The following is a 22,061-nucleotide window of genomic DNA, read 5'->3' on the forward strand; positions in this document are numbered from 1 at the left end:
TATTTAGGTTTTTGTTTTGAAAATAGTGGTAAAGTTAGATCATGGAGTACATAGAGTTAAGTCAAAGGACTTATTTTATATACAGATAAGGAAAAATTTAAAAATCTTTCCCAAAAGGTGTTTGTTCTCTTTTATAATGGAAGTAAATCAAAAAAATTCAGGAGTCGATGCGTGTATGGAGAAAAAACAACTAAAGATTTTGTCCCTCATAGGAATTCTCCTAGTTAGTCTTGTTTACCCGTTACATACGGAAGCGAAACAGTCAGATGAAGAAACGAAAGTACAAAAAGTAGTCTTTCATTCTGGTAATCAAATGAAACTTCAATCTAGAGAATTACCAGACCCAGTACCACGTTTTGTCTATGATTCTGGTTTTGATTTTGAATATCCAGATGCGGTTAGAGGCATTTATGTTACTGGTCCAAGTGCGGGTGGAAGTCGTTTTGAAAAATTACTGAAGCTTGTTGATGAGACAGATCTAAATAGTATGGTCATTGATATTAAAGAAGATGCCGGCATTTTAACATTTAAACCAGAAGAAGGTTCTCCTTATGAGGATGTGGGCATTAACTATATCAAAGATGTAAGAGAAGTGTTAAAAACGTTAGAGAAGCATGATATTTATCCAATTGCTAGAGTTGTAGTATTTAAGGATTCTAAATTAGCTAAAAAACGTCCAGACCTTTCATTTACGAAGAACGGTCAGGTTTGGGAAAATGGTAAAGGCGAGTCTTTTGTAAACCCATTCCTAAAAGAGGTATGGGACTACAACGTTGAAGTTGCTAAGATGGCCGCTAAAATGGGCTTTAAAGATATCCAATTTGACTACGTTCGTTTCCCAGAAGGATTCGAAAAACGGGATGACGTTTTAAATTATGATCAAGGAAAATATAAAGATCTAGAATTAGACGATGTACAAAAACGAGTAACAGCAGTCACAGATTTTGTTGAGTATGCTAGAAAAGAATTAGAGTATTATGGTGTTGATGTATCTGTAGATATTTTTGGTTATTCAGCGACTATACCTGAAGCACCAGGAATTGGTCAAAACTTCACTAAAATCTCTAAAAACGTAGATGTGATATCTTCCATGATTTATCCATCACACTGGACATCGTACTTTGGCATCCCATTCCCTGATAAAGAGCCTTATCGTTTGGTTACAGAGTATGCGAAAGTTGAAAACGAGCGTTTAGGTGAGCTTGAAGATCCACCAACTTCTCGTCCGTGGATTCAAGACTTTAGTGCACCTTGGTTATACTATAACGAACCTACAAAATATTATGATAAAGAGGATGTAGAGGCTCAAATCCGTGCCCTTAATGAAAATGGCATTCAAGAGTTCTTGTTATGGAATCCATTGAACTCTTACTCGGAAAATGTTGATTATACACCTTTAGATAAAGAATCATAATCGAGTATAAAATACTGCAAAACGAAAAAGCCTACCACTAGAATGTTAAGTGGTAGGCTTTTTATCATGATTTTTTTCCGCCAATTCCGCGCCAATGCGTTTGAAAGGATCTCGATTTACTGAGGTATTCATCTTGTTGATTTCGTCCAAATAGTCCTTGTCCAATTCCTTGTACGATTACGGCCAGGAATGCTGTCAATCCAATGATCGAAAAACCGACTAACATCATATCCAAGATTAAGCTACTCAGGGATCATCGCCTCCTTGTGTATCTAATGCTATTGTAGCTTATGTTTATATATATGAAAAGGTGGGGTATAGTTGACGTGAAATTGATATATTTGGTTGAAATTTAACAAAAGAGTGAAATTTCGTTATAATGATAGAGACTACACAAAAAGGAGTAGATCAATGAATTGGTATGAGAAGCTGAATAAGTATTTCCCGGTAGAGGAAATGAAGTCACGCGAGCATATGGAAATGCTACTAAAAGAAAAAGGCGATGTGTACAGAAAAGATGAAAGTGAAAATCATGTACTCATGTACGCCGAGTTTGATTCCTTTATCTTTATTGATTATGTATGGGTCTCTACGAAAACACGAGGCCAAGGAATTGGGCACCAACTGATTGAAAAACTGAAGGCTAAAGGGAAACCAATTATCCTTGAGGTCGAACCGGTTGATTATGATGATACTGACACTGAGAAACGCCTCCGATTCTACCAGAAAGAAGGGTTCGAACACGCACAGTCCATTGGTTATTCACGACGTTCCCTTGCAACCAATGAACTGAACCATATGGAAATCCTCTATTGGTCCCCAGAACACGAACCTGAAGAATCCATTTACGAGAAGATGAAAGAGATGTATGAAAATATTCATACGTACAAGGATAAAGAGCTCTACGGAAAGTCCTACCAGCCTGTAGAAGAAGTATTAACGTTAGATGATGACCGGGATATGGGAGATATCCTTAGTGCTTTAGAGGAACCAGAAAAAGCAAAATAACAAAATAAACAAGCAGGTTGATGCTATTAAAGCCACCTGCTTGTTTTTTTGTTTTATTTTGAAACCTTAAGGGTAATATTTACGTATAAGGAAATAGAACATATAGGTTAGAAAAAATCGATATTTATCAAAAAAAGAAGTTTATTGAGAATACTCACGGGGAAATGTACATATATATTAGGCCTTGTATAAGTTTTGTTACAGAAAAATTATATTTTTTTCTATACCTATCGTTTTTGGAGGAAATGTAGTATACTTAATTTAAGCATAGCTACATTACATTTATTTTAATCTAATAAGTGATTAAAAGAATACATTTTTTATAAATTTAAAAAATTGAGGAGTGAAGATTGTATGGTAACACTTTATACTTCTCCAAGTTGTACATCATGTCGTAAAGCAAAAGCATGGTTAGAGGAACATGATATTCCGTTCCAAGAACGTAACATCTTCTCGGAGCCATTGTCTATTGATGAGATTAAAGAAGTCTTACGTATGACAGAGGACGGAACGGATGAAATTATCTCTACCCGTTCGAAAGTATTTCAGAAGATGGATGTTGATTTAGATCAGCTTCCGTTAAAAGATCTTTTTGATATGATTACAGAACATCCTGGTCTACTTAGAAGACCTATTATCGTTGATGAAAAGCGTTTACAGGTTGGATATAACGAAGATGAAATCCGTCGCTTCCTACCTCGTAAAGTACGTTCTTTCCAACTACAAGAAGCTCAGCGTCTAGTGAACTAATAAAAACCACTGCACCTTTGCCTACATAGGTGCAGTGGTTTTTTGGTTATAATATTATTTAATTCCGTTAATTGGTAGTTATCTGGAATAATGTATTTTGATGAAAGGGGGGCATTGCGTTTGAGAAGAGGGCTAGGGGCTTTCGGTTAAGCACTGTATTCTGCCGGGTAGAAGCTGCTTTTCGTCGGGTAGGCACTGTATTCCATCGGTTAGCCCCCTGCATTGTCCCGCATTATCTCAAATCCAAGTCTTCACCAATAGGGGGCTATAGTAAAGTACCCCTTCAAATAAAAAATGTCTAAGCAACTCATTCACCTAGACATTTTCATAAATTAATAGATTTATGCCTCACTAGTACTACGTTTGTTAAAGAAATAACCAAGTAAAAGTACGAATGCAATGGTTGCGATAGGTATAATCCACTCTAAAGAAGCGTATTCATGGAAAAAGGACTCTAAATTCCTCTCCCCTAAAATCATCTCAGCAGCAGTATAAGCTAAAATCGCTGATCCGATATAGACCAACACAGGAAACTTCTCCATAAGAGTAAGGATTAACTTACTTCCCCAAATGATAATTGGTACAGAAACAAGAAGACCAATTACAACTAACCAAATGTTACCATGTGCTGCACCTGCAATGGCTAGTACATTGTCAAATCCCATAACAAGATCTGCAAATACAATTGTTTTAATGGCACTCATGAGACTGTCGCCGGCTTCTATATCTGGATCATCATCATGATCCGTTAATAACTTAACCGCAATGTAAATAAGTAGTAAGCCACCGATTAGACTTAAGAATGGAATCTTTAATAAGTAAACAGCTACCGCTGTAAGTAGCACGCGAATACCAATTGCTAAGCCTGTTCCCCAGAAAATTGCTTTGTTACGTTGGTGCTCTGGTAGGTTTCGACTGGCCAACGCGATTACAATGGCGTTATCTCCACCTAACACAATGTCAATCCCAATGATGATAAGGATCGACTGAATAATCTCCCAATCCACGAAAAAAACCTCCTAATCCCTAGTGACAAAGAAAGTAAGATAAGATACAATATAAAATTAACTCTAGACGATTATAGCCTCGACTTTCTCAATATAGTCGAAGGGGATAATGATGTCAAGGAGTACTGAAGTAGGTCATTCGTTTGTTTTTCATCATATTGAGCAATTCTATTTTCAATATGCCTTCATGTATCATAAAATAATAACAAAGAACATCAAACATGAAGCACATCGAATGGTTGAAACTACCCATATTAGGGTAAGGTGAATAGTAAAGAGGTAATGATATGAAGGTGAAGTTATCCCTTCCACCTAAAATAAACGAACAGAAGGGAGCGAGTTCAATGGAAATCGAACGTATTAATGAGAACACCGTGAAGTTTTATGTATCTTATATGGATATTGAAGATCGTGGGTTTGACCGTGAAGAGATCTGGTACAACAGAGATAAAAGTGAACAGCTCTTCTGGCAGATGATGGATGAAGTGAACGACGAAGAAGATTTTAATATAGACGGTCCATTATGGATTCAAGTACAGGCTATGGATAAAGGCCTAGAAATAGTGGTAACCAAAGCCCAGATTTCGAAGGATGGACATAAGCTAGAGTTACCATCTGAGGATGGTAAGACCATTGATATGCCAATGGATGAAAAACTTGAGGCTATGTTAGATTCTGAATCAAGCAAATCAAAAGAAGGTAAGGAAGAGGATGAAAGCGAAGAACTTGAATCCGAAAGTACAGCACCTTTATCATTTGTTATCGGATTCGAAGACTTCGAACATGTAATTCAGCTCAGTCATTACTTCCAAAACAATAGCTATGTTGATGATCAATTATATCATTATGAAGGAACGTACTATTTATTCGTACAATTCCCTGATGGTGTATTGACAGATGAGCAACAAGAAAATGTGCTAAGCCAAGTTCTTGAATTTGGTCATGAATCACAATTAACTGTTCATCGCTTAGCCGAATATGGGAAAGTCATATTCCCATCCGATGCGTTAAACAATCTAAGTCACTACTTCCCAGAGAAGTAAAGCAATAAAAAACGCGGCAACCAAGTAAGAGGTTGCCGCGTTTTTCTTGGTTAATCCCAATGATGAATGTAAAATGAAAGAGAAACATGTTATTTATTTGGTACATATATATAGCTTAAAAAGTATGGTATCACTAGAAAGGAACACGCTTATGTTCAAACGGATTCAAGTCTTAGTTTTCTTGGCACTTGTATTAACAACTTTATATTTAACGCAACAGTACTGGCAGGGATGGCTTCTTGGTACAATCTCCATTCTCTTTACAATGTCTGCTGTATTTATTGGGATTTTAATTTTCTTTGAGAATCGCCAACCTTCTCAGACAGTAACTTGGCTTCTTGTATTGGCTGCTTTTCCGATAGTAGGCTTCTTCTTTTACATTATATTTGGTCAGAACTATCGTAAACGGAAAATGTTCCAACAAAAAGGCGAGCTAGATGAGCAAGCTTTTCGCAAAATTGAAGGGGATCAACATATCGAACACGAACAAATGGCTCAAATGGGAGATCACCAAAAGCTTTTGTTTCGTCTAGCTCAAAGACTTGGTCATTCACCTATAACGTTCAATACAGAAACAAAAGTATTAACAAATGGAGAAGAGACGTTCCGTTGGTTACTCCATGAACTACGCAAAGCAAAGCACCACATTCATATGGAATATTATATTGTCCGTCATGATGAAATTGGTAAAGAGATAAAAGACATTCTGATTGAAAAAGCTCAAGAGGGTGTTGAGGTACGGTTTTTATATGATGCAGTTGGTAGTTGGAAGTTATCAAACGACTACAAACAAGAAATGAAAGAAGCAGGGGTTGAAGTTGTTCCGTTCTCTCCTGTGCGATTGCCGTTTTTAAACAACAAGATTAACTTTCGAAATCATAGAAAAATCGTAGTTGTTGATGGGGATGCTGCGTTTGTCGGAGGGTTAAATGTTGGAGATGAATATTTAGGACGGCACGCTTACTTTGGTTTTTGGCGCGATACGCACTTATATGTAAAAGGTGAGTCAGTAAGAAGTTTGCAATTGATCTTTTTGCAAGACTGGTATTACATGACAGGCCATGCCCACTTAACATCCGAATATTTATCACCTACCCTAGTTGATTATGAAGGTTTAGGTGGGGTCCAAATGATTGCGAGTGGACCGGATAATGAATGGGAAGTTATAAAGCATGTTTTCTTTTCCATGATTGTATCGGCAAAGCATTCGATTTGGATTGCCTCTCCATACTTCATACCAGACGATGATATTTTAGAAGCGTTAAAAGTAGCAGCATTAAGCGGCATCGACGTAAGGATTCTTGTCCCAAATCGCCCTGATAAACGCATTGTTTATTATGCATCTCGTTCTTATTTTACAGAGCTATTGGAAGCGGGGATTAAAGTCTTTGCTTATAAAGAAGGTTTCATGCACGGGAAAATCATGATTGTTGATAGTGAATTAGCTTCGATAGGTACTTCCAATATGGACATGAGAAGTTTTCATTTGAACTTTGAAGTCAATGCATTCTTATACCGCACAAAGAGCACACACACGCTAGTAAATGATTATTTAAATGATCTAACTTGTTCAGAGGAAATCGTGCTTGAAACGTTCCGAAAAAGACCAATATGGAAACGAATGCTGGAATCAACTTCACGATTATTATCACCGTTATTGTAAAGCTCTCTTTTATAAGAGAGCTTTTTTGTTTTGGTTATTATAGAGATTAGTTGGTGAATCATTATAGCCCCTAATACGGAAGACTTGGAATCGAGATAAGTTGAGAGCAGTCCGTTGCTTTTATGAGAGGTAGGGGTTCAGTGAAACGGCAATACTCCTGCGGAAGACCAGCTGAGCCTCCTCGTTCACTCCGTTCTCTGTGGAGTCTCATCTGCCCTTTCTACCGCGGGAGTTTGCCGTTTCCCTCACCCTTTTGCTTTTATGGAGATTAACGGACCCTAGTTACTTGAGCTCTAAACGTTACGGACATCTGTTCCGTTATTTTGAACTTTTAAGGCATTTCGAGAGTCGTTACGGACATATGGTACCTTATTTGTGACAAAATGGGCTTTTTCAAGGTGATTTGAAGCAAATAACGGAATGAATGTCCGTAAGATCTTCATAAAAGTCATATTAAGATCAAATAACGGAACTGATGTCCGTAAGCATCTCCTCTCCATATCACTGCGGTTCCGTTCCACAGCCCGCCGATCTGCATAAACGTAACGGAACCACTCCGCACAAGCTTATTCAACATAACTGCCATATTGCTGAATAACTTCCAATCCCAAAACCGAAAACATTAATTGAACATATCCTTGTTTTTAAGAAGGAATTTATGACTGTGAGGAGAATAAAAAGGGAGGAGGTGATCTATTGCTTAGAGCATTAGATAGACATGGACAATCCATATTATTGTATAGCCAGTCCAAAAAACATATTGAGCTAATGAGAGACAATTCGTATTATTGTCCAAGCTGTCGAGAGAAGGTTATGATCAAAGCCGGTCCTCGGATGCTTCCACATTATGCGCATCGTCCTGGTTCAAATTGTAGCGTTGCAAAAGGAGGAGAAGGACCCTATCATGAACTCGGTAAGCTGCAGTTGTTTTCCTGGTTAAAACAACAAGGGTACGAGGTGGAGTTAGAGAGCTATATTCCATCAATTCAGCAACGTCCAGACATTCTGGTTAAAGCAAAAAGGAAACGGATCGCAATCGAATATCAATGCTGTCGTATTTCCTCGGAAATAATCGAAAAAAGAATAGCTGGATATCATAATGAAGAGATCATTCCTTTATGGATCTTAGGAGGAAATTTATTAAACCGTAAAAAACCACACACCTTATCGCTTTCTCCTTTTGAACAACTTTTCTTTCATCAATTCCATGATCAGTATCCCCCATCATTATTTTTCTACTGTTCCAACGCTCGACAATTTGCAGTATTTCAGAACCCCTATTCAATCAGTACAACTAAAATGCTAGGGTCCCTAAGCTTTATGCAAGCTTCCCAATTAAACCTTTCTTCACTCATCTCACCTAAAAGAAATATCACACCCTCTTTTTTATGTGCTTATTGGTTACGGGAAAAGCAAAAACTCCGAAAAAGCCCAGTAGGACATTCAAAAAATCCAAACGATATACAGTTTCGCCACTGGTTGTATATCAACCGTCTTCACCCAAGTACGTTACCCGCTTATACACATCTTCCTGTGCAATCTCAATTTTCATTATCTCCCGTGCCTTCTGTGTGGCAAACAAGATGGTTAGTGGACCAACTCCATCCTGTGCAAGTAGGAGACACCATTTCTATATCTTCTAAACAACTTTCTTCCCAACAAAGATCATTTCCACTTATTCGCTATACCTTTGAGCCATTGAAGGAATATGCAGATTTGCTGTGTGCATTAGGTGTACTAGAGTTTCAACAAGAAGGGATGTATAAGAAAGTGTGTGATGTCCCTTTTCCCACATCTGTTCCAGAAGCTTTAAGACAAGATCGAGAGGTGATGGAAAAGTTGTCGGAGACGCTTGAGTAAAAGGTACAAAAACAACGCTTTGAAGATTTAAATTCAAAGCGTTGTTGCACATCACAAACTTAGCATGTTCAATCTAGAATCGTATATAATAGATAACGATAAATCTTATAACATTTTTTCTTGAAAAGAAGGTATTTCGGCTTTCGAAAGAGAAATGTATGGAAGAAGATAAGATAAAAGGAGGAGTACGACTTGGCTAAAGAATTACCTAAACGCGAAGAGATACCAGAGGAACGCACATGGAGATTAGAAGATATCTTTGAGTCTGATGAGGCTTGGAATAAAGAGTATGACGCAGTAAAAGAACTAGTTCCACAAATTACAGAGTATCAGGGTAAATTACATGAATCAGCAGATACACTATATAACCTATTAAAACTCCAAGATGAGGTAGCGTCTCGTTTCGGCAAATTGTTTACATACGCACACATGCGCTACGACCAAGATACGACCAATTCCCATTACCAAGAAATGAACACTCGTGCTGAGAACCTACTAACTCAAGTAGGAAGTGCCATGAGTTACATTGATCCTGAAATTCTTGCAATGGAAGAGGGAACGGTTGAAAAGTTTTTACAAGAAAAAGAAGAGCTGAAGTTGTACGAGCACGCATTAAATGAAATTACACGAGGCCGTCCTCACACGTTAAGTGAAAAAGAGGAAGCATTACTAGCACAAGCTGGTGAAGTAATGGGGAATCCAGCTCAAACATTCGGTATGTTGAATAACGCTGACTTAACATTCCCAACAATTAAAGATGAAGAGGGAAATGAGGTAGACCTTACACATGGTCGCTACATTCGCTTCTTACAGTCGAAAGATCGTTCCGTACGTAAAGCAGCTTTCGAAGCGATGTATGACACGTTTGGTAAGTTCAAGAATACGTTTTCTTCAACATTGAGTGGGGCAGTAAAAAAGCATAACTTCTCAGCAAATATTCGTAACTATGATTCTGCGCGCCATTCTGCGTTAGATAAAAACAATATCCCTGAAAAAGTGTATGATAACTTAGTTGAAGCTGTTAATGACCGCTTACCAGCTCTTCATCGCTACGTAGAATTACGTAAAGAAGTGCTAGGTCTTGATGAGCTTCATATGTATGACTTATATGCGGATCTTGTGCAGGATGTTGATATGGACATTCCTTATGAGGAAGCAAAGGAGCTTGTGTTAAAAGGTCTTGAGCCATTAGGGGAAGAATACACGAACATTCTTAAAGAAGGTTATAAAAATCGCTGGATCGACGTGGATGAAAACAAAGGAAAGCGTAGTGGAGCGTATTCTTCAGGTTCTTACGGTACAAACCCTTACATCCTGATGAATTGGCAAAATAACCTGAACAACTTATTTACATTAGCTCACGAGCTAGGTCATTCCTTACACAGCTACTATACAACGAATAATCAGCCTTATCGTTATGGAAACTACTCGATTTTCGTAGCAGAGGTAGCCTCAACGTGTAATGAAGCATTGTTAAATGACTATCTGCTAAAAGAAACAACAGATAAAAAGCGTAAACTTTATCTTCTTAATAACTTCTTAGAAGGCTTCCGTGGCACGGTGTACCGTCAAACCATGTTCGCTGAGTTTGAGCATGATATTCATAAGCGTGAACAAAACGGGGAAGCCCTAACAGCTGATAAACTGACTGAACTCTATCATGATTTAAATGAAAAGTACTTCGGTAAAAATATCGTAGTGGATGACGAAATTGGCCTGGAATGGGCTCGTATTCCTCACTTCTATTACAACTACTATGTTTATCAGTATGCGACAGGATACTCCGCAGCAACAGCATTAGCGGACCAAATCCTTAAAGAAGGTGACTCAGCAGTTGAGCGTTACAAAGGCTTCTTAAAAGCGGGAAGTAGCGATTACCCAATTGAAGTGTTGAAGCATGCTGGAGTAGATATGACATCGAAAGATCCAATCGAAGCAGCTCTTGATGTATTCGAAGAAAAGCTTGCTGAATTTGAGAAATTAGTAAAAGAATAAAATAAAAGAAAAGCTGCTCACCTCATTGGGGGAGCAGCTTTTCTGTTTTACAGAGTTTTTTATCGCAATCCCCGAAAGGATTTCCGATGTGTAAAACTAAAAATTGTGAAGTAAATCGAAACAAATAAAATCGGCATACTAAGTATAAATGGAACAAGCCTCATCATCCCAAGCAAGTTAAAAAGGAAAGCTAACACAGTCATAACGAGCCAAAAAATAGGGATCCACTTCATAACCATCGCTCCTTCCATAAACTCTTTTTACTTAAGTATATGCTCGCCCATAAAAAATAGATGTCCAATCACTTGTTGGTTTTCAACAAGCGAGAGAACACCTAAATATAGCGCCAGAATGTACCGTATTTAACGGGGTATTCTTCAACTTTTTGTTTGAGACGAAGCTTCTTCATCTCGCATTTTGTTTTTTGTTCCGACCAATCGAAGACGACGGATATTTCTTTAGAGCCAACAAATCCATAATGTTGTAAAAACTCTTCTAATGTCGGTTTCGAAGCTGGCTTAGGATACTTTTGAAGCATTTCCTGTAAAACACTTACATAAATATCGTACGGATATAACCCTGTAACCTTCAATCCCTCATCCTCTTCCTGTTGATTAAACAATACAATGGCAGGGATTTGGTCTACGTCCATTTCACGTGTAAGTTTTAGATCGCATTGAAGTGCTCTTTTGGCTGAATCGGATTTTAAATCACGTTTGAACTCGTCGATGTCCAACTTCGCATCTTTAGCACACTGAAGTAATACGTCTTCCTTTGAAACATTTTGTTTATTCAAGAAAAGGTATTCCTGTACCTTACGTAAAAAGCGCACCCCAGCTTTTCGACCTTGTAATTCAGCTGCTTTAATGGCTAAAGCTGCAAGCCAAGGAGAGGAAATTGGATCTTCAAACCAGAGGTCACCGTCACAACTCATCCCAGTTCGAGAAGCTATCTTTTCCCATCCTTTCGCTAAATCTTCAGGTTTCTCAAATGTTTCAGCGTTCAAGGAGGTGAGCTTCCCACTTACGATTGGTCTAATCGTGAAATATCGTCCATATTCCAACGTGAGCTTTTTAAGAAAAGGCTCTAAAGACCAACATTCAGGACAAAGGGGATCGATAAAGACATAGATCTCTACCGGCTTATTTAAAAGGTCGAAAAAACCATACTGGGCATTTGAAGTTTCATTCGTGTTGTTTTGGTCCCCAGTCATTTTCCAACTCACGGTCATTCTCCTTTCCTGTCTTCTGGTGTGTTCATCATGTGTTGAGCAGTGTGGGTTAGCCTTTCAAAAATGGCACTTCTAAAGGGTTCATCAACTTCTGCTTCCTCTAATGCCTCACTCATACATGCTAACCAGGCGTCTTTACGGGAAGGAGTAATTTCAAACGGTAAATGTCGGGCTCTTAACATAGGATGCCCGTGCTCCTCGGTGTAATATGCGGGACCACCAAGAAACTGACTTAAAAATTGCTTCTGCTTCCGCGCCGTTTCCGTCAGGTCATCAGGGAAAATCGGATATAAATCAGGGTGTTCAGCAACCCTTGCATAAAAGGCCTCAACTAAATGATGAATTGTTGCAGATCCTCCAATAGCTTCGTATAAAGTGCCTGGATAATCGTTCATATGCAGTCCTCTTTCACGTCATATTTATCATAATCATTCACGATACTTGTCATTTTTCTAGAAAAAGGTGTTCATAATTTTTTTATTGTAGCTAGCCTATCGGCAGCGTTGACTTTTGTTATATTGTAGCAACGCTTTGAACAAAAACTCAATTAATATGATTTTGAGACAGTTGAGAAGAAGCGTTGAATCTTATTCGGTGTTTCTCTTTTAGGGATCGAGTATTGCTCTAAAATCTCATTGAAAACATGCTCACCATGTTCTTTTTCTTTAGCCTCTAGCTCCAACTCATAATCAGTTTGTTGGTTATAATGGCTACGGTCGAGGACGAGTAGCGTATTCTGATAAGGTACTTCCATTCGTTCTGTGATGAGAGCCCCTTTAAATTGGACATCAGAAAACGAAAGCCCCATGTTTTGCAACCTTAACTCGATGTTAGGTGCTGGGGATGGTGCGTCGTTCATCCAAGCACGAACTTCTTCCTCGGTAAGGGTATCATGCGTTTCAAGCAAGCCATCAACATGAGGCTCTTTTAAAGTTGCTGTCCAGGAGTCTTTTTTCTTACGGATGCGAAGCGCACAACCACGCTCTTTTAAATCAAATTCTTCTGTCTCGAAGTAGTAATTGGTTTGGGTGAAGCGGTTATCTGTATTAAAAGGTAGTTCCTCTGTTAACTGCTCATACTCCGTTTCAGTTAGAAGATTTTTAAATTCAATTTCAATCTCTTGTGACATGCTGATTCCTCCAATAAAACGTTCGATTTAGCCGTACCTATTATTGATGATGTTAAAGGATAATGCAATCATTATCCATTTTTTCTATTTGTGATACAATTGAAGCTAAAGCATAAGCGCGAATTTAGCGATGTATGGGCTGGAGTAAACCGCAGCAAGATAAGGGAAACAAAAGAATACTCTTTTGCCTTAATTCTAATCGTCATAAGCGCTGAAGCAGTATTTGGTCTTATCAGAAAATATGGAGACCAACTAAGATTTCATGAAAAATATTGCGTGATCGATACACGTTTGGATCGACAAAAGGTGGTGCCGGAATAGTGAATTGGGATATGTTCTTAGCGCCTTACAATCAGGCGGTAGATGAACTTAAAGTAAAACTAAGAGGAATGCGTGCCCAGTATGAATATGGTTCCATGCATTCGCCGATTGAATTCGTAACAGGTCGGGTAAAACCTATTAAAAGTATTTTATCCAAGGCAAAAAAGAAACAAACACCTCATAACCATCTCGAATATGAAATCCAGGATATAGCAGGCCTGCGCGTTGTATGCCAATTTGTTGATGATATATACACCGTTGTCGATATGCTGAGAAGACGTAAAGATTTTGAGATTATTGAAGAAAAGGATTACATTACAAAAAAGAAAGATAGCGGTTATCGCTCTTTTCATGTCATTATTGAGTATCCTGTTGAAACCATTCATGGAGAGAAGATGTTGCTAGCTGAAATTCAAATCCGTACGTTGGCGATGAATTTTTGGGCTACAAATGAGCACTCTTTAAACTATAAGTACAGTGGACAAATTCCTATAGATGTTCAATCTCGTTTGAAGAGAGCATCAGAGGCAGCGTTTCAGCTTGATGAAGAAATGTCTAAAATTCGAAATGAAATTCAAGAAGCACAAGCTATATTCAGACATAAGCACGATGATGAATCAGAAGATGATTCTTGAAAGCAATTTATAGAAACGAAGAGGGGGTAATGAGAGTGAAATATGCACTCACATCAAAAGGCGATTCAGTTTCAGATGAAATATTAGCGAAAATGAAAAATTACTTAACTGAATTTAACTTAGTTTTGGATGATGAAGAACCCGATTTAGTTATTTCAATTGGAGGAGATGGGACGTTATTAGAGGCGTTTCATACGTATATCCACCGCTTGGATAAAACTGCATTCATTGGTGTACATACAGGACATTTAGGGTTTTATGCGGATTGGATGCCCAAAGAACTTGAAAAGCTTATTATCGAAGTTGCTCGTACACCTTTTCAAGTGGTGGAATATCCATTACTTGAAATTACGATTCGTCCAAAAGGGGATGAGGAAGAAGATCGCTTTTTAGCACTTAATGAATGTTCTGTAAAAACGGCAGAAGGTTCTGTCGTACTTGATGTCGAGATTAAAGGTGAACATTTTGAAACCTTCCGTGGAGATGGATTATGTATTTCAACCCCTTCTGGAAGTACTGCGTATAACAAAGCCCTTGGTGGCGCCATAATTCATCCATCATTAGAAGCGATACAAATTACAGAAATGGCATCCATCAACAACCGTGTTTTCCGTACAGTGGGATCTCCCTTGATTTTACCTAAACATCACACTTGTTTATTAAAACCACTGCATGATCGGAGCTTTATGATCACACTAGATCACATTACGCGTCAATATTCTGATGTGAAGTCTATTCAATGCCGGGTAGCCCGAGAGAAAGTCCGTTTTGCAAGATTCCGTCCATTTCCATTCTGGAAACGAGTTCATGACTCGTTTATTACGGATGAGCAGTAGAGGAAAGGGGCCATCGCGTTGAAGTGGATCATTCAAGAAGAACAGGATGGCATGCTCGTACGAGACTACTTAATGTCTGTACGAGCTTTTTCACGTTCGTTAGTGAAAACAGTCAAAATGGAAGGCCAAATCTTATTGAACGAAAATCCTGTTACAGTACGTTCTTATTTGGCGGAAGGTGATCGGTTAGAAGTTCGATTTCCCCCAGAAAAACGAGGGAGACATTTGCAACCCGTTCATAAGCCGGTTGAGGTTTTGTATGAAGATGATGAGGCCATTGTTTTAAACAAACCTGCTTGTCTTGCCACAATACCTTCTATTCATAACTTAGAGGACACGTTGGCGAATCGGTTGATGGCCTATTATGACCAACAAGGAATTCAATCTACAGCTCATATCGTTACAAGGCTTGATCGAGATACATCGGGGATTGTGTTAGTAGCCAAAAACCGATATATCCACTCTATTTTAGGTAGGGGTCAAGAGAATAATGAAATTCACCGAACTTATTTAGCAGTTGTTGAAGGGCAGCTAAAGGAAAAGGAAGGCACAATCCGTTATCCAATTGGGCGAAAGCCTGGATCCATTATTGAACGAATGGTTGATTTAGAAGAGGGTAAGTTAGCTGTTACCCATTACCAGGTGCTTCAAAGCATTGGGGAGCGGTCATTGGTTCAAGTACGACTTGAGACAGGACGCACCCATCAGATACGTGTACATTTTTCACATATAGGGCATCCATTGCTCGGAGATTCCATGTATGGTGGAAAGTTGGGGGAGATCGAGAGGCAAGCTTTGCATTGCTGTTCGATTTCGTTTGTTCATCCTTCGAGTAAGGAAACTATTGAGATTGAAGCTGAAAGCCCTGAGGATATGAATTTATTGAGGGATATTTTGTAGAGACCTGAGAGAACCCACCCACCTCCCAAACAATAAAAAAGAGCTGAGTTCCCATATGGGGACTCAGCTCTTTACAAACATTCAATATCAATCTTCAAACGCCCGAAACTTTTCCGGAACTTCTTCCTGTTTAGAAGGTACCATTACTAGCTTTTCCTCAGGAAGTCTAAATGCTGTTAATGCTCCTCCAAATACGCAGCCTGTGTCGATATTGACGGTTTTGTTTTTAAAGCGAGGCTCACGTACAGGTGTGTGACCATACACGATCCATTTATCTCCTTTATAATGAGCCGCCCAATCTCGGCGAACAGGCATTCCATTCTCGTGAAACTCTCCTGTCGTATCACCATAAAGTACAAAGGATTTTACCTTTTTCCCTGATTGTCCTATGTAGCGCTCTTTAATCCCCGCATGAGCGATCACTGCGTTCACTTCAGGGATCTCCAAATAAAGAGGACATTCATCATACAATTTCATAAACATTCTCTTTATGTCGACTTGCTGTTCCTTAGAGAGAGCCTCATACTCTTCTACTGTGGTCTCAAGTCCGTGCTTATGTGTCACAGGATTCCCCAGGAAATACCGATAAAGCTTATCACAGTGATTACCTGGGACATATCGTGCGACATCCTTCTCGATTACTAGGCGGTAGACAAGCCGTATCACATCAATTGAATAAGGTCCGCGATCTGTTAAGTCTCCTACAAAAACAGGGGTACGTCCTTCAGGGTGAAGCGGTACATCCCCATCGTTCTTATAACCCATTTTTTCAAAAAGCTCCAACAGTTCTTCTAAGCATCCATGAACATCCCCAATTACATCAACCTTCAATTGCATCGCCTCCTAATATGAAAAAAGTGAAGGGCCAATCCCGTGGTTTGGTGATGGCCTCTTCACTGAAGTCTTTTATCACTAAGTTTTATAGTAACCAATGTTTCGGTTAATCAAACATAAATGATTTGGTTCGTGAGCGGACGTTGAGAATGATTCCAATGGCAATTAAATAGGTTAGCGTTGAACTTCCTCCGTAACTTAAGAATGGAAGAGGCAAACCTGTGATAGGAAGTAGTTTAATAGACATCCCGATGTTTTGGAAGATCTGGTACGTAAACATGCCGATCATCCCAACACATAAATAACTCCCAAATGGATCATTACTTTCAAGTGCTGTATGAATAATGCGATAGATCAGTAAGAAGAATAACGTTAACACAAGACTTGCACCGATAAAACCGAATTGTTCTGCTATGGCGGTGAATATCATGTCTGTATGCCTCTCTGGAATATAGACTTGCATATCCATGAGACCTTTACCTAACAGTTGACCTGACCCAATGGCCATCATGGCACGAATAAGCTGATAACCGTAATCCTTATATTCTTCAGGTTGTAACCAGCCGTAAAAACGTTCCGTAACGTGGCCAAAGTTTGATTCAACGAGAATTTGCTCTGTTTCATTTGGAAATAGAATGAACATAAAGATGATAACACTTGCGATAATAGAGATGGCACCTGTAATCGTTAAAAGGATGCGCCAACGTATGCCTGAAACAAGAATCAGAGCTCCTGTAATAGCAGCAAGGACTAAAAAGGTTCCTAAGTCTGGTTGTTTTGCTATTAATGCCATTGGTGGAAGGGCGACTCCGATGATCTTAGCAAGTAGCCATAAATCATCTTTCACTCCCCGATAAACAGGTCGCTTTTCGTTGTGACGTACGATGATATGACTCTGAATAATGACCAGAAATACTTTCATGAATTCCCCAGGTTGAACCGTACCGATTCCAGGAAATTTGAACCAACTGACCGCGCCGTTGTTTCCATGGACAAAAGTAGCGGGAATATTCAATTCAAGCATTAAGAGTAACAACACACCAAAACCGTATATGAACCAGGCGAACTGACGCAATCGATCATAATCAATCAGCATCACCATCGCAATCACAAATGATCCGAGCCCGTACCAAAAGATTTGTTTTTCTAAAAAATTCGATCCATCATATTTTGACGGTAACGAAGGTGTTATTGTATAAAGGGCGAAAAAGCTCACGCAAGCAAGCCCTAAAACAATCATAATTAATGTGAAATCTAAATTGATGCCTTGATTTTTACTCATGGGATATTCCCTTTCTCATGCAATGGATGTTATAAAGCTTTAAAGCGATTGTAATATAAAATATCAATCTATAAGGAAAGATGTGACTTATGTAACGAAATTGAAATTGAAAAAATACGTTCCAATGAAAAGTGTACACCATTCTATGGTATTTTTTAAGAACTTCATTTCGACTATATTAAAATAGGAAGAAAGTTTATAGGAAAATGATTTACATCCGTTGACAAAGCAATGGTTGGACTTTACGATTAAACGGTCTTAGACGAAAATTGTTGTACAATCTATCATTGCTTATGAGGATCATCTATTACATACCTATGATGCGGGTAAGGAGGAATTTCCATGGAATACCTTGAAGAACATGAAAGACGAGAGCTCTGGGAGAAAATACAAGATGCTCTTTTTAATGATCAAATTGATCAATTTCGTGCAGAGTTCCTCGAGATGCATCCTTATGATCAAGCGAAGATTTTTGAAGAGCAAACACAAGACATTCGAATGCAGATTTATACGTATTTGTCGCCTGAAGAAATGGCAGACGTTATGGAACACATTGACCTAGAGGAAACCGAGGCCTATTTTACAGAAATGGACCCTCGTTTTGCTGCTCAAGTGTTATCAGAGATTTCAACGGATGACGCGGCAGATATTTTAAATGAACTCGATAAAAATCAAGTAGCTAGCTACCTTACAATCATGGATGATGAAGCGGCTTCTGATATTAAAGAGTTGTTATATTACGAAGAAAAAACAGCTGGAAGTATTATGACGACAGAATTTGTTGTCGTTCACGCCAACCAAACCGTACGTGAGGCCATGCTTCATTTGCGAAAAGAAGCACCAGATGCTGAAACGATCTATTATATCTTCGTGATAGATGAAGAAAAGCATTTAGTTGGCGTTATTTCATTACGAGACCTTATTATAGCTGAAGATGATTGGTATATTTCCGAAGTTATGAGTGATCGGGTTGTATCGGTTCAAGTGGGAGAGGACCAAGAAGAGGTTGCACGAATGATGCGTGATTACGATTTTCTAGCCCTACCTGTTACCGATTTTCAAAATCATCTACTTGGGATCATTACCGTCGATGACATTATGGACGTAATGGAAGAAGAAGCAAACGATGACTATTCCAAGCTTGCTGGTGTTTCGGATATGGAGCGACCAGATGAACATGCGTTTCAAGCGGCGAAAAAGCGCCTACCTTGGCTTGTGATTTTGCTGTTCTTGGGTACATTAACAGCGAATCTCATCGGACAATTTGAACATACTTTAAACGAAGTTGCTATACTAGCCGTATTTATCCCCCTTATTGCCGGAATGGCTGGAAACACAGGCACCCAAGCACTAGCCGTTGCGGTAAGAAGTATCGCAACTGGGGATAATGAAAAAGATGGCATCTTCAAGCTTGTCCTACGTGAAGCGGGGACAGGTCTCATCACAGGTACGACGTGTGGAATATTAATTACAGGCATTGTCTACGTGTGGAAAGGAGACTTTTTCCTTGGTTTACTCGTAGGCATTTCCATTATGGCTGCATTAATCGTAGCGACACTGGCAGGGGCATTGGTTCCATTAATAATGCACAAGCTTAATGTGGACCCAGCTGTAGCCTCAGGGCCATTTATCACAACGATTAACGACATCATATCGATTTTAATTTATTTTGGTATGGCTTCAACCTTCTTGAAGCTACACCTGCTCATTTCTTAATAAGAAAGGCGTAAGCGCCTGTTTAGCAACGATGGGAGTGGACTGAGCCCGTAGTAAGATATAGGAAACACGATGAGCTTGCGAATCGATGTTGACTTATCGAACGGAGGCGATGGAACTCCCATCGTTGCTAGGCGCTGAAGCTAGACAACAATGAGCTACAACTTATACTTTCTCTATTTTTAAAAAGGAGGGCGATTGAATGGAGCACTCATCAGCTTCTGTAACATCACTTGTTATCGTTATTCTAGCAGCATTTATCACGCCCATAATCCTTCATCGGTTTCGTTTGAAAACCATACCGGTTGTCGTTGCGGAAATCATTGTTGGTTTATTGATAGGTAAGAGTGGATTAGACGTCGTGGAAGAGGGCATGTGGCTCGAGACGTTATCCACACTAGGATTTATTTTTCTTATGTTTTTAAGTGGACTTGAGATCGACTTTTCTGCTTTTGTAGGTGGGAAGAAGCGAGATAAGGAGAAACTTCCGTCAGGCAAAACAGCCCCGAATACACTGGCTGTTGCGGGAAGTATGTTCTTATTTATTTTGACGTTATCACTAGGGCTTTCCTATATATTTGACTTAGCTGGGCTGATTGATAATGTATTCTTAATGACGTTAATTATCTCAACGATTTCCCTTGGGGTTGTCGTGCCAACATTGAAGGATGCTCAAATGCTCAAAAGTAATATTGGTCAAATCGTGTTACTTGTTACAGTTATTGCTGACTTGAGTACCATGATCCTCCTGGCAGTTTTCGTTTCCTTGTATGGAGAAGGACACGGCAGCATGTGGTTGCTTCTCATTCTATTTGCTGCAGGTATCCTGATTTACTTTGTTGGGAAGCATTTTCAAAATCGTTCATTTGTTGAAACCATGTCTCAGGGAACCATTCAGATTGATACACGTGCCGTTTTTGCGATTATTATGGTACTGGTGGGAATCTCAGAAACCGTTGGGGCTGAAAATATTCTTGGTGCCTTCCTTGCGGGTGTGGTAGTCGCATTACTTTCACCAAACCGCGAAATGGTTGAGCGTCTTGATAGTTTTGGGTACGGGTTTTTAATTCCGATTTTCTTCGTGATGGTCGGGGTTGGGATTGATATTCCTTCCTTATTCCAGGATCCAAAAATTCTTGTACTCATGCCGCTATTATTCTTAGCACTTGTTGTGGCAAAAATGCTTCCAGCGCTGATAATGAAACGTTGGTATTCATGGCGAGAAGTTTTTGCAACAGGATCAATCTTGACTGCAAAACTCTCACTCGTAATAGCTGCAGCTACAATTGGAGAGAAAATGGGGGTTATCTCACCTGAAGTATCAGGTGCATTAATTCTTGTTTCCGTGCTCTCCTGTTTGGTAGCGCCGGTTGTATTTAAAAAGCTTTATCAAAACGAAGAAGAGGTAGAGTATCAGCAAACCGTTGCGTTCATTGGTTCCAACCGCATGACATTGCCGGTTGTCCGTGAATTAGATCCGAAGCTATACGAAACCCACTTATATCACACCAAGGTAGATAAAATTGATGACAAAATTAGTAGCTCATGCTTCGAAATTAACGAAGTCGAATCGTATGATACGGAACAATTAGCGGAATACGGTGTGTTTGATGTTGATTTACTTGTAGCTTCTACTGGTGATGAAAAGCTGAACGCAGATATTGCCATGTACGCAAAAGAACACGGTGTTGCTCGTGTTATATCCCGTTCTGAATCGCCTGATCTTGATCAACAGTTGAAAGCACACGGAATTGAAGTATTCTCCGTATTCTTATCATCAAAAGCTTTATTAAAAGCTTTAATCGTCGCACCAAGCGTTGTTAATATTTTAACGAACCAGGAAAGCCAGTTGTATCAGATTAACATGAACAACTCTGAATACGATGGTATGTATTTACGCAACTTCCCATTCACTGGCGATGTGATCATGGTTCGTATATTCCGAGGCAAAGACTCCATCGTTCCACATGGAGACACTGAACTTTTACTCGGCGATCGCCTTGTCGTGACAGGTTCAACTGAATATGTAGATGAACTCCGCATGGATCTCGAATTCTGTGATTGGTGTTAAGAGATTTTGAAGACGTCTAGGGATTGGTTCCCTGGGCGTTTTTTGTTTTAGGAGAGGGGGGAGGATGCTCCGCACGCAATGGAGAGAGCTCCTCGCGTTAAGGAGAAAGATCACACTCTCGATCCCCAAATGTATAACCACCACACCATAGCCCCATACTTATAATGGATTACCATGATTAACCTCAAGAAAAGAGGGGAATCTTAATTTTTATACAGACTATATGACAAAATCAGGTTGTAACCTAGCTCCTTAGATTGAAACCGATACATTATGGCTTGTGTTTTGAATGGGTTTTGTATAAAATAGTATCAGGTACTAATAACAAATACTAATTCTAAAAATAACTTTTAAATGCACGTTGAG

At 39.2% G+C, this 22,061-nt stretch carries 20 protein-coding genes; 12 read left to right on the top strand and 8 right to left on the bottom strand.

Annotation, left to right across the window (positions count from 1 at the left end):
- Positions 1 to 175: 175 nt before the first annotated feature.
- Positions 176 to 1,414, top strand: a complete 1,239-nt coding sequence (locus tag GS400_RS05170) for a putative glycoside hydrolase (protein ID WP_160099643.1) — start codon at positions 176 to 178, stop codon at positions 1,412 to 1,414.
- Between the two features lie 64 nt (positions 1,415 to 1,478).
- Here GS400_RS05170 and GS400_RS05175 read toward each other — a convergent pair whose 3' ends face one another.
- On the bottom strand, positions 1,479 to 1,640 hold the full coding sequence (locus GS400_RS05175) for a hypothetical protein (protein ID WP_236561153.1): 162 nt from the start codon (positions 1,638 to 1,640) through the stop codon (positions 1,479 to 1,481).
- 185 nt (positions 1,641 to 1,825) lie between these two features.
- Between GS400_RS05175 and GS400_RS05180 the strand changes: the two genes are divergently transcribed.
- Positions 1,826 to 2,422, top strand: coding sequence for a GNAT family N-acetyltransferase (locus GS400_RS05180; protein ID WP_160099647.1), 597 nt, complete (start codon positions 1,826 to 1,828; stop codon positions 2,420 to 2,422).
- A gap of 354 nt (positions 2,423 to 2,776) precedes the next feature.
- Complete coding sequence (gene spxA, locus GS400_RS05185; RefSeq protein ID WP_027448080.1) at positions 2,777 to 3,172, top strand: transcriptional regulator SpxA; 396 nt, start codon at positions 2,777 to 2,779, stop codon at positions 3,170 to 3,172.
- Positions 3,173 to 3,513: 341 nt separating this feature from the next.
- Here spxA and GS400_RS05190 read toward each other — a convergent pair whose 3' ends face one another.
- Complete coding sequence (locus GS400_RS05190) at positions 3,514 to 4,179, bottom strand: TerC family protein (protein WP_160099649.1); 666 nt, start codon at positions 4,177 to 4,179, stop codon at positions 3,514 to 3,516.
- Between the two features lie 287 nt (positions 4,180 to 4,466).
- On the opposite strand from GS400_RS05190, the gene mecA reads away from it, so the two are divergent.
- Both mecA and cls read left to right on the top strand, forming a co-directional pair.
- A complete protein-coding gene (gene mecA / locus GS400_RS05195) occupies positions 4,467 to 5,222 on the top strand; it encodes an adaptor protein MecA (RefSeq protein ID WP_370519751.1) in 756 nt (251 codons plus the stop codon).
- A gap of 151 nt (positions 5,223 to 5,373) precedes the next feature.
- On the top strand, positions 5,374 to 6,885 hold the full coding sequence (gene cls, locus GS400_RS05200; protein WP_160099651.1) for a cardiolipin synthase: 1,512 nt from the start codon (positions 5,374 to 5,376) through the stop codon (positions 6,883 to 6,885).
- 293 nt (positions 6,886 to 7,178) lie between these two features.
- Here cls and GS400_RS05205 read toward each other — a convergent pair whose 3' ends face one another.
- On the bottom strand, positions 7,179 to 7,406 hold the full coding sequence (locus tag GS400_RS05205; protein WP_236561154.1) for a hypothetical protein: 228 nt from the start codon (positions 7,404 to 7,406) through the stop codon (positions 7,179 to 7,181).
- 175 nt (positions 7,407 to 7,581) lie between these two features.
- Here GS400_RS05205 and GS400_RS05210 point away from each other — a divergent pair, with 175 nt between their 5' ends.
- Both GS400_RS05210 and pepF read left to right on the top strand, forming a co-directional pair.
- Positions 7,582 to 8,745: a competence protein CoiA gene (locus GS400_RS05210; protein WP_160099655.1), complete on the top strand. Its 1,164-nt coding sequence runs from the start codon at positions 7,582 to 7,584 to the stop codon at positions 8,743 to 8,745.
- Positions 8,746 to 8,937: 192 nt separating this feature from the next.
- Positions 8,938 to 10,740: an oligoendopeptidase F gene (gene pepF / locus GS400_RS05215; protein WP_160099657.1), complete on the top strand. Its 1,803-nt coding sequence runs from the start codon at positions 8,938 to 8,940 to the stop codon at positions 10,738 to 10,740.
- 334 nt (positions 10,741 to 11,074) lie between these two features.
- On the opposite strand, the gene GS400_RS05220 is transcribed toward pepF, so the two are convergent.
- The 3 genes from GS400_RS05220 to GS400_RS05230 all read right to left on the bottom strand — a co-directional run bounded on the left by GS400_RS05220 (position 11,075) and on the right by GS400_RS05230 (position 13,100).
- Positions 11,075 to 11,965 (bottom strand): ClpXP adapter SpxH family protein, encoded by an 891-nt coding sequence (locus GS400_RS05220; protein ID WP_370519752.1) that lies wholly within the window; start codon positions 11,963 to 11,965, stop codon positions 11,075 to 11,077.
- Between the two features lie 2 nt (positions 11,966 to 11,967).
- Positions 11,968 to 12,366: a globin domain-containing protein gene (locus tag GS400_RS05225; RefSeq protein ID WP_160099659.1), complete on the bottom strand. Its 399-nt coding sequence runs from the start codon at positions 12,364 to 12,366 to the stop codon at positions 11,968 to 11,970.
- A gap of 152 nt (positions 12,367 to 12,518) precedes the next feature.
- Complete coding sequence (locus GS400_RS05230; protein ID WP_160099661.1) at positions 12,519 to 13,100, bottom strand: CYTH domain-containing protein; 582 nt, start codon at positions 13,098 to 13,100, stop codon at positions 12,519 to 12,521.
- 332 nt (positions 13,101 to 13,432) lie between these two features.
- Between GS400_RS05230 and GS400_RS05235 the strand changes: the two genes are divergently transcribed.
- Genes GS400_RS05235 through GS400_RS05245 form a run of 3 tightly spaced genes read left to right on the top strand, consistent with a single transcriptional unit; the run spans position 13,433 to position 15,792 of the window.
- Positions 13,433 to 14,056: a GTP diphosphokinase gene (locus GS400_RS05235; protein WP_160104519.1), complete on the top strand. Its 624-nt coding sequence runs from the start codon at positions 13,433 to 13,435 to the stop codon at positions 14,054 to 14,056.
- A 35-nt stretch (positions 14,057 to 14,091) separates the two neighbouring features.
- A complete protein-coding gene (locus GS400_RS05240; protein ID WP_160099663.1) occupies positions 14,092 to 14,892 on the top strand; it encodes an NAD kinase in 801 nt (266 codons plus the stop codon).
- Positions 14,893 to 14,910: 18 nt separating this feature from the next.
- Positions 14,911 to 15,792, top strand: a complete 882-nt coding sequence (locus tag GS400_RS05245) for an RluA family pseudouridine synthase (RefSeq protein ID WP_160099665.1) — start codon at positions 14,911 to 14,913, stop codon at positions 15,790 to 15,792.
- Between the two features lie 87 nt (positions 15,793 to 15,879).
- Here GS400_RS05245 and prpE read toward each other — a convergent pair whose 3' ends face one another.
- Together prpE and GS400_RS05255 are read right to left on the bottom strand one after the other, a co-directional pair.
- Entirely contained in the window at positions 15,880 to 16,623 is a 744-nt protein-coding gene (prpE, locus tag GS400_RS05250; protein WP_160099667.1) for a bis(5'-nucleosyl)-tetraphosphatase PrpE, read from the bottom strand.
- Positions 16,624 to 16,732: 109 nt separating this feature from the next.
- Complete coding sequence (locus GS400_RS05255; RefSeq protein WP_160099669.1) at positions 16,733 to 17,908, bottom strand: FtsW/RodA/SpoVE family cell cycle protein; 1,176 nt, start codon at positions 17,906 to 17,908, stop codon at positions 16,733 to 16,735.
- A gap of 342 nt (positions 17,909 to 18,250) precedes the next feature.
- Between GS400_RS05255 and mgtE the strand changes: the two genes are divergently transcribed.
- Positions 18,251 to 19,624 (top strand): magnesium transporter, encoded by a 1,374-nt coding sequence (gene mgtE / locus GS400_RS05260; protein WP_160099671.1) that lies wholly within the window; start codon positions 18,251 to 18,253, stop codon positions 19,622 to 19,624.
- A gap of 202 nt (positions 19,625 to 19,826) precedes the next feature.
- Positions 19,827 to 21,695 carry a monovalent cation:proton antiporter family protein gene (locus GS400_RS05265; protein WP_160099673.1) on the top strand — a complete coding sequence of 623 codons (1,869 nt, stop codon included), beginning with the start codon at positions 19,827 to 19,829 and terminating at the stop codon, positions 21,693 to 21,695.
- The last annotated feature ends 366 nt before the right edge of the window (positions 21,696 to 22,061 follow it).

It is taken from the genome of Pontibacillus sp. HMF3514 (assembly GCF_009858175.1).
Taxonomy (GTDB): domain Bacteria; phylum Bacillota; class Bacilli; order Bacillales; family BH030062; genus Pontibacillus.

What these genes read in the sequence shown, in the direction of transcription:
- mecA (WP_370519751.1), top strand. Translation starts at nt 4,467, where the DNA reads ATGAAGGTGAAGTTATCCCTTCCACCTAAAATAAACGAACAGAAGGGA.
- GS400_RS05265 (WP_160099673.1), top strand. Translation starts at nt 19,827, where the DNA reads ATGGAGCACTCATCAGCTTCTGTAACATCACTTGTTATCGTTATTCTA.
- mgtE (WP_160099671.1), top strand. Translation starts at nt 18,251, where the DNA reads ATGGAATACCTTGAAGAACATGAAAGACGAGAGCTCTGGGAGAAAATA.
- GS400_RS05235 (WP_160104519.1), top strand. Translation starts at nt 13,433, where the DNA reads ATGTTCTTAGCGCCTTACAATCAGGCGGTAGATGAACTTAAAGTAAAA.
- cls (WP_160099651.1), top strand. Translation starts at nt 5,374, where the DNA reads ATGTTCAAACGGATTCAAGTCTTAGTTTTCTTGGCACTTGTATTAACA.
- GS400_RS05180 (WP_160099647.1), top strand. Translation starts at nt 1,826, where the DNA reads ATGAATTGGTATGAGAAGCTGAATAAGTATTTCCCGGTAGAGGAAATG.
- GS400_RS05175 (WP_236561153.1), bottom strand. Translation starts at nt 1,640, where the DNA reads ATGTTAGTCGGTTTTTCGATCATTGGATTGACAGCATTCCTGGCCGTA.
- GS400_RS05255 (WP_160099669.1), bottom strand. Translation starts at nt 17,908, where the DNA reads ATGAGTAAAAATCAAGGCATCAATTTAGATTTCACATTAATTATGATT.
- GS400_RS05225 (WP_160099659.1), bottom strand. Translation starts at nt 12,366, where the DNA reads ATGAACGATTATCCAGGCACTTTATACGAAGCTATTGGAGGATCTGCA.
- spxA (WP_027448080.1), top strand. Translation starts at nt 2,777, where the DNA reads ATGGTAACACTTTATACTTCTCCAAGTTGTACATCATGTCGTAAAGCA.
- GS400_RS05170 (WP_160099643.1), top strand. Translation starts at nt 176, where the DNA reads ATGGAGAAAAAACAACTAAAGATTTTGTCCCTCATAGGAATTCTCCTA.
- GS400_RS05230 (WP_160099661.1), bottom strand. Translation starts at nt 13,100, where the DNA reads ATGTCACAAGAGATTGAAATTGAATTTAAAAATCTTCTAACTGAAACG.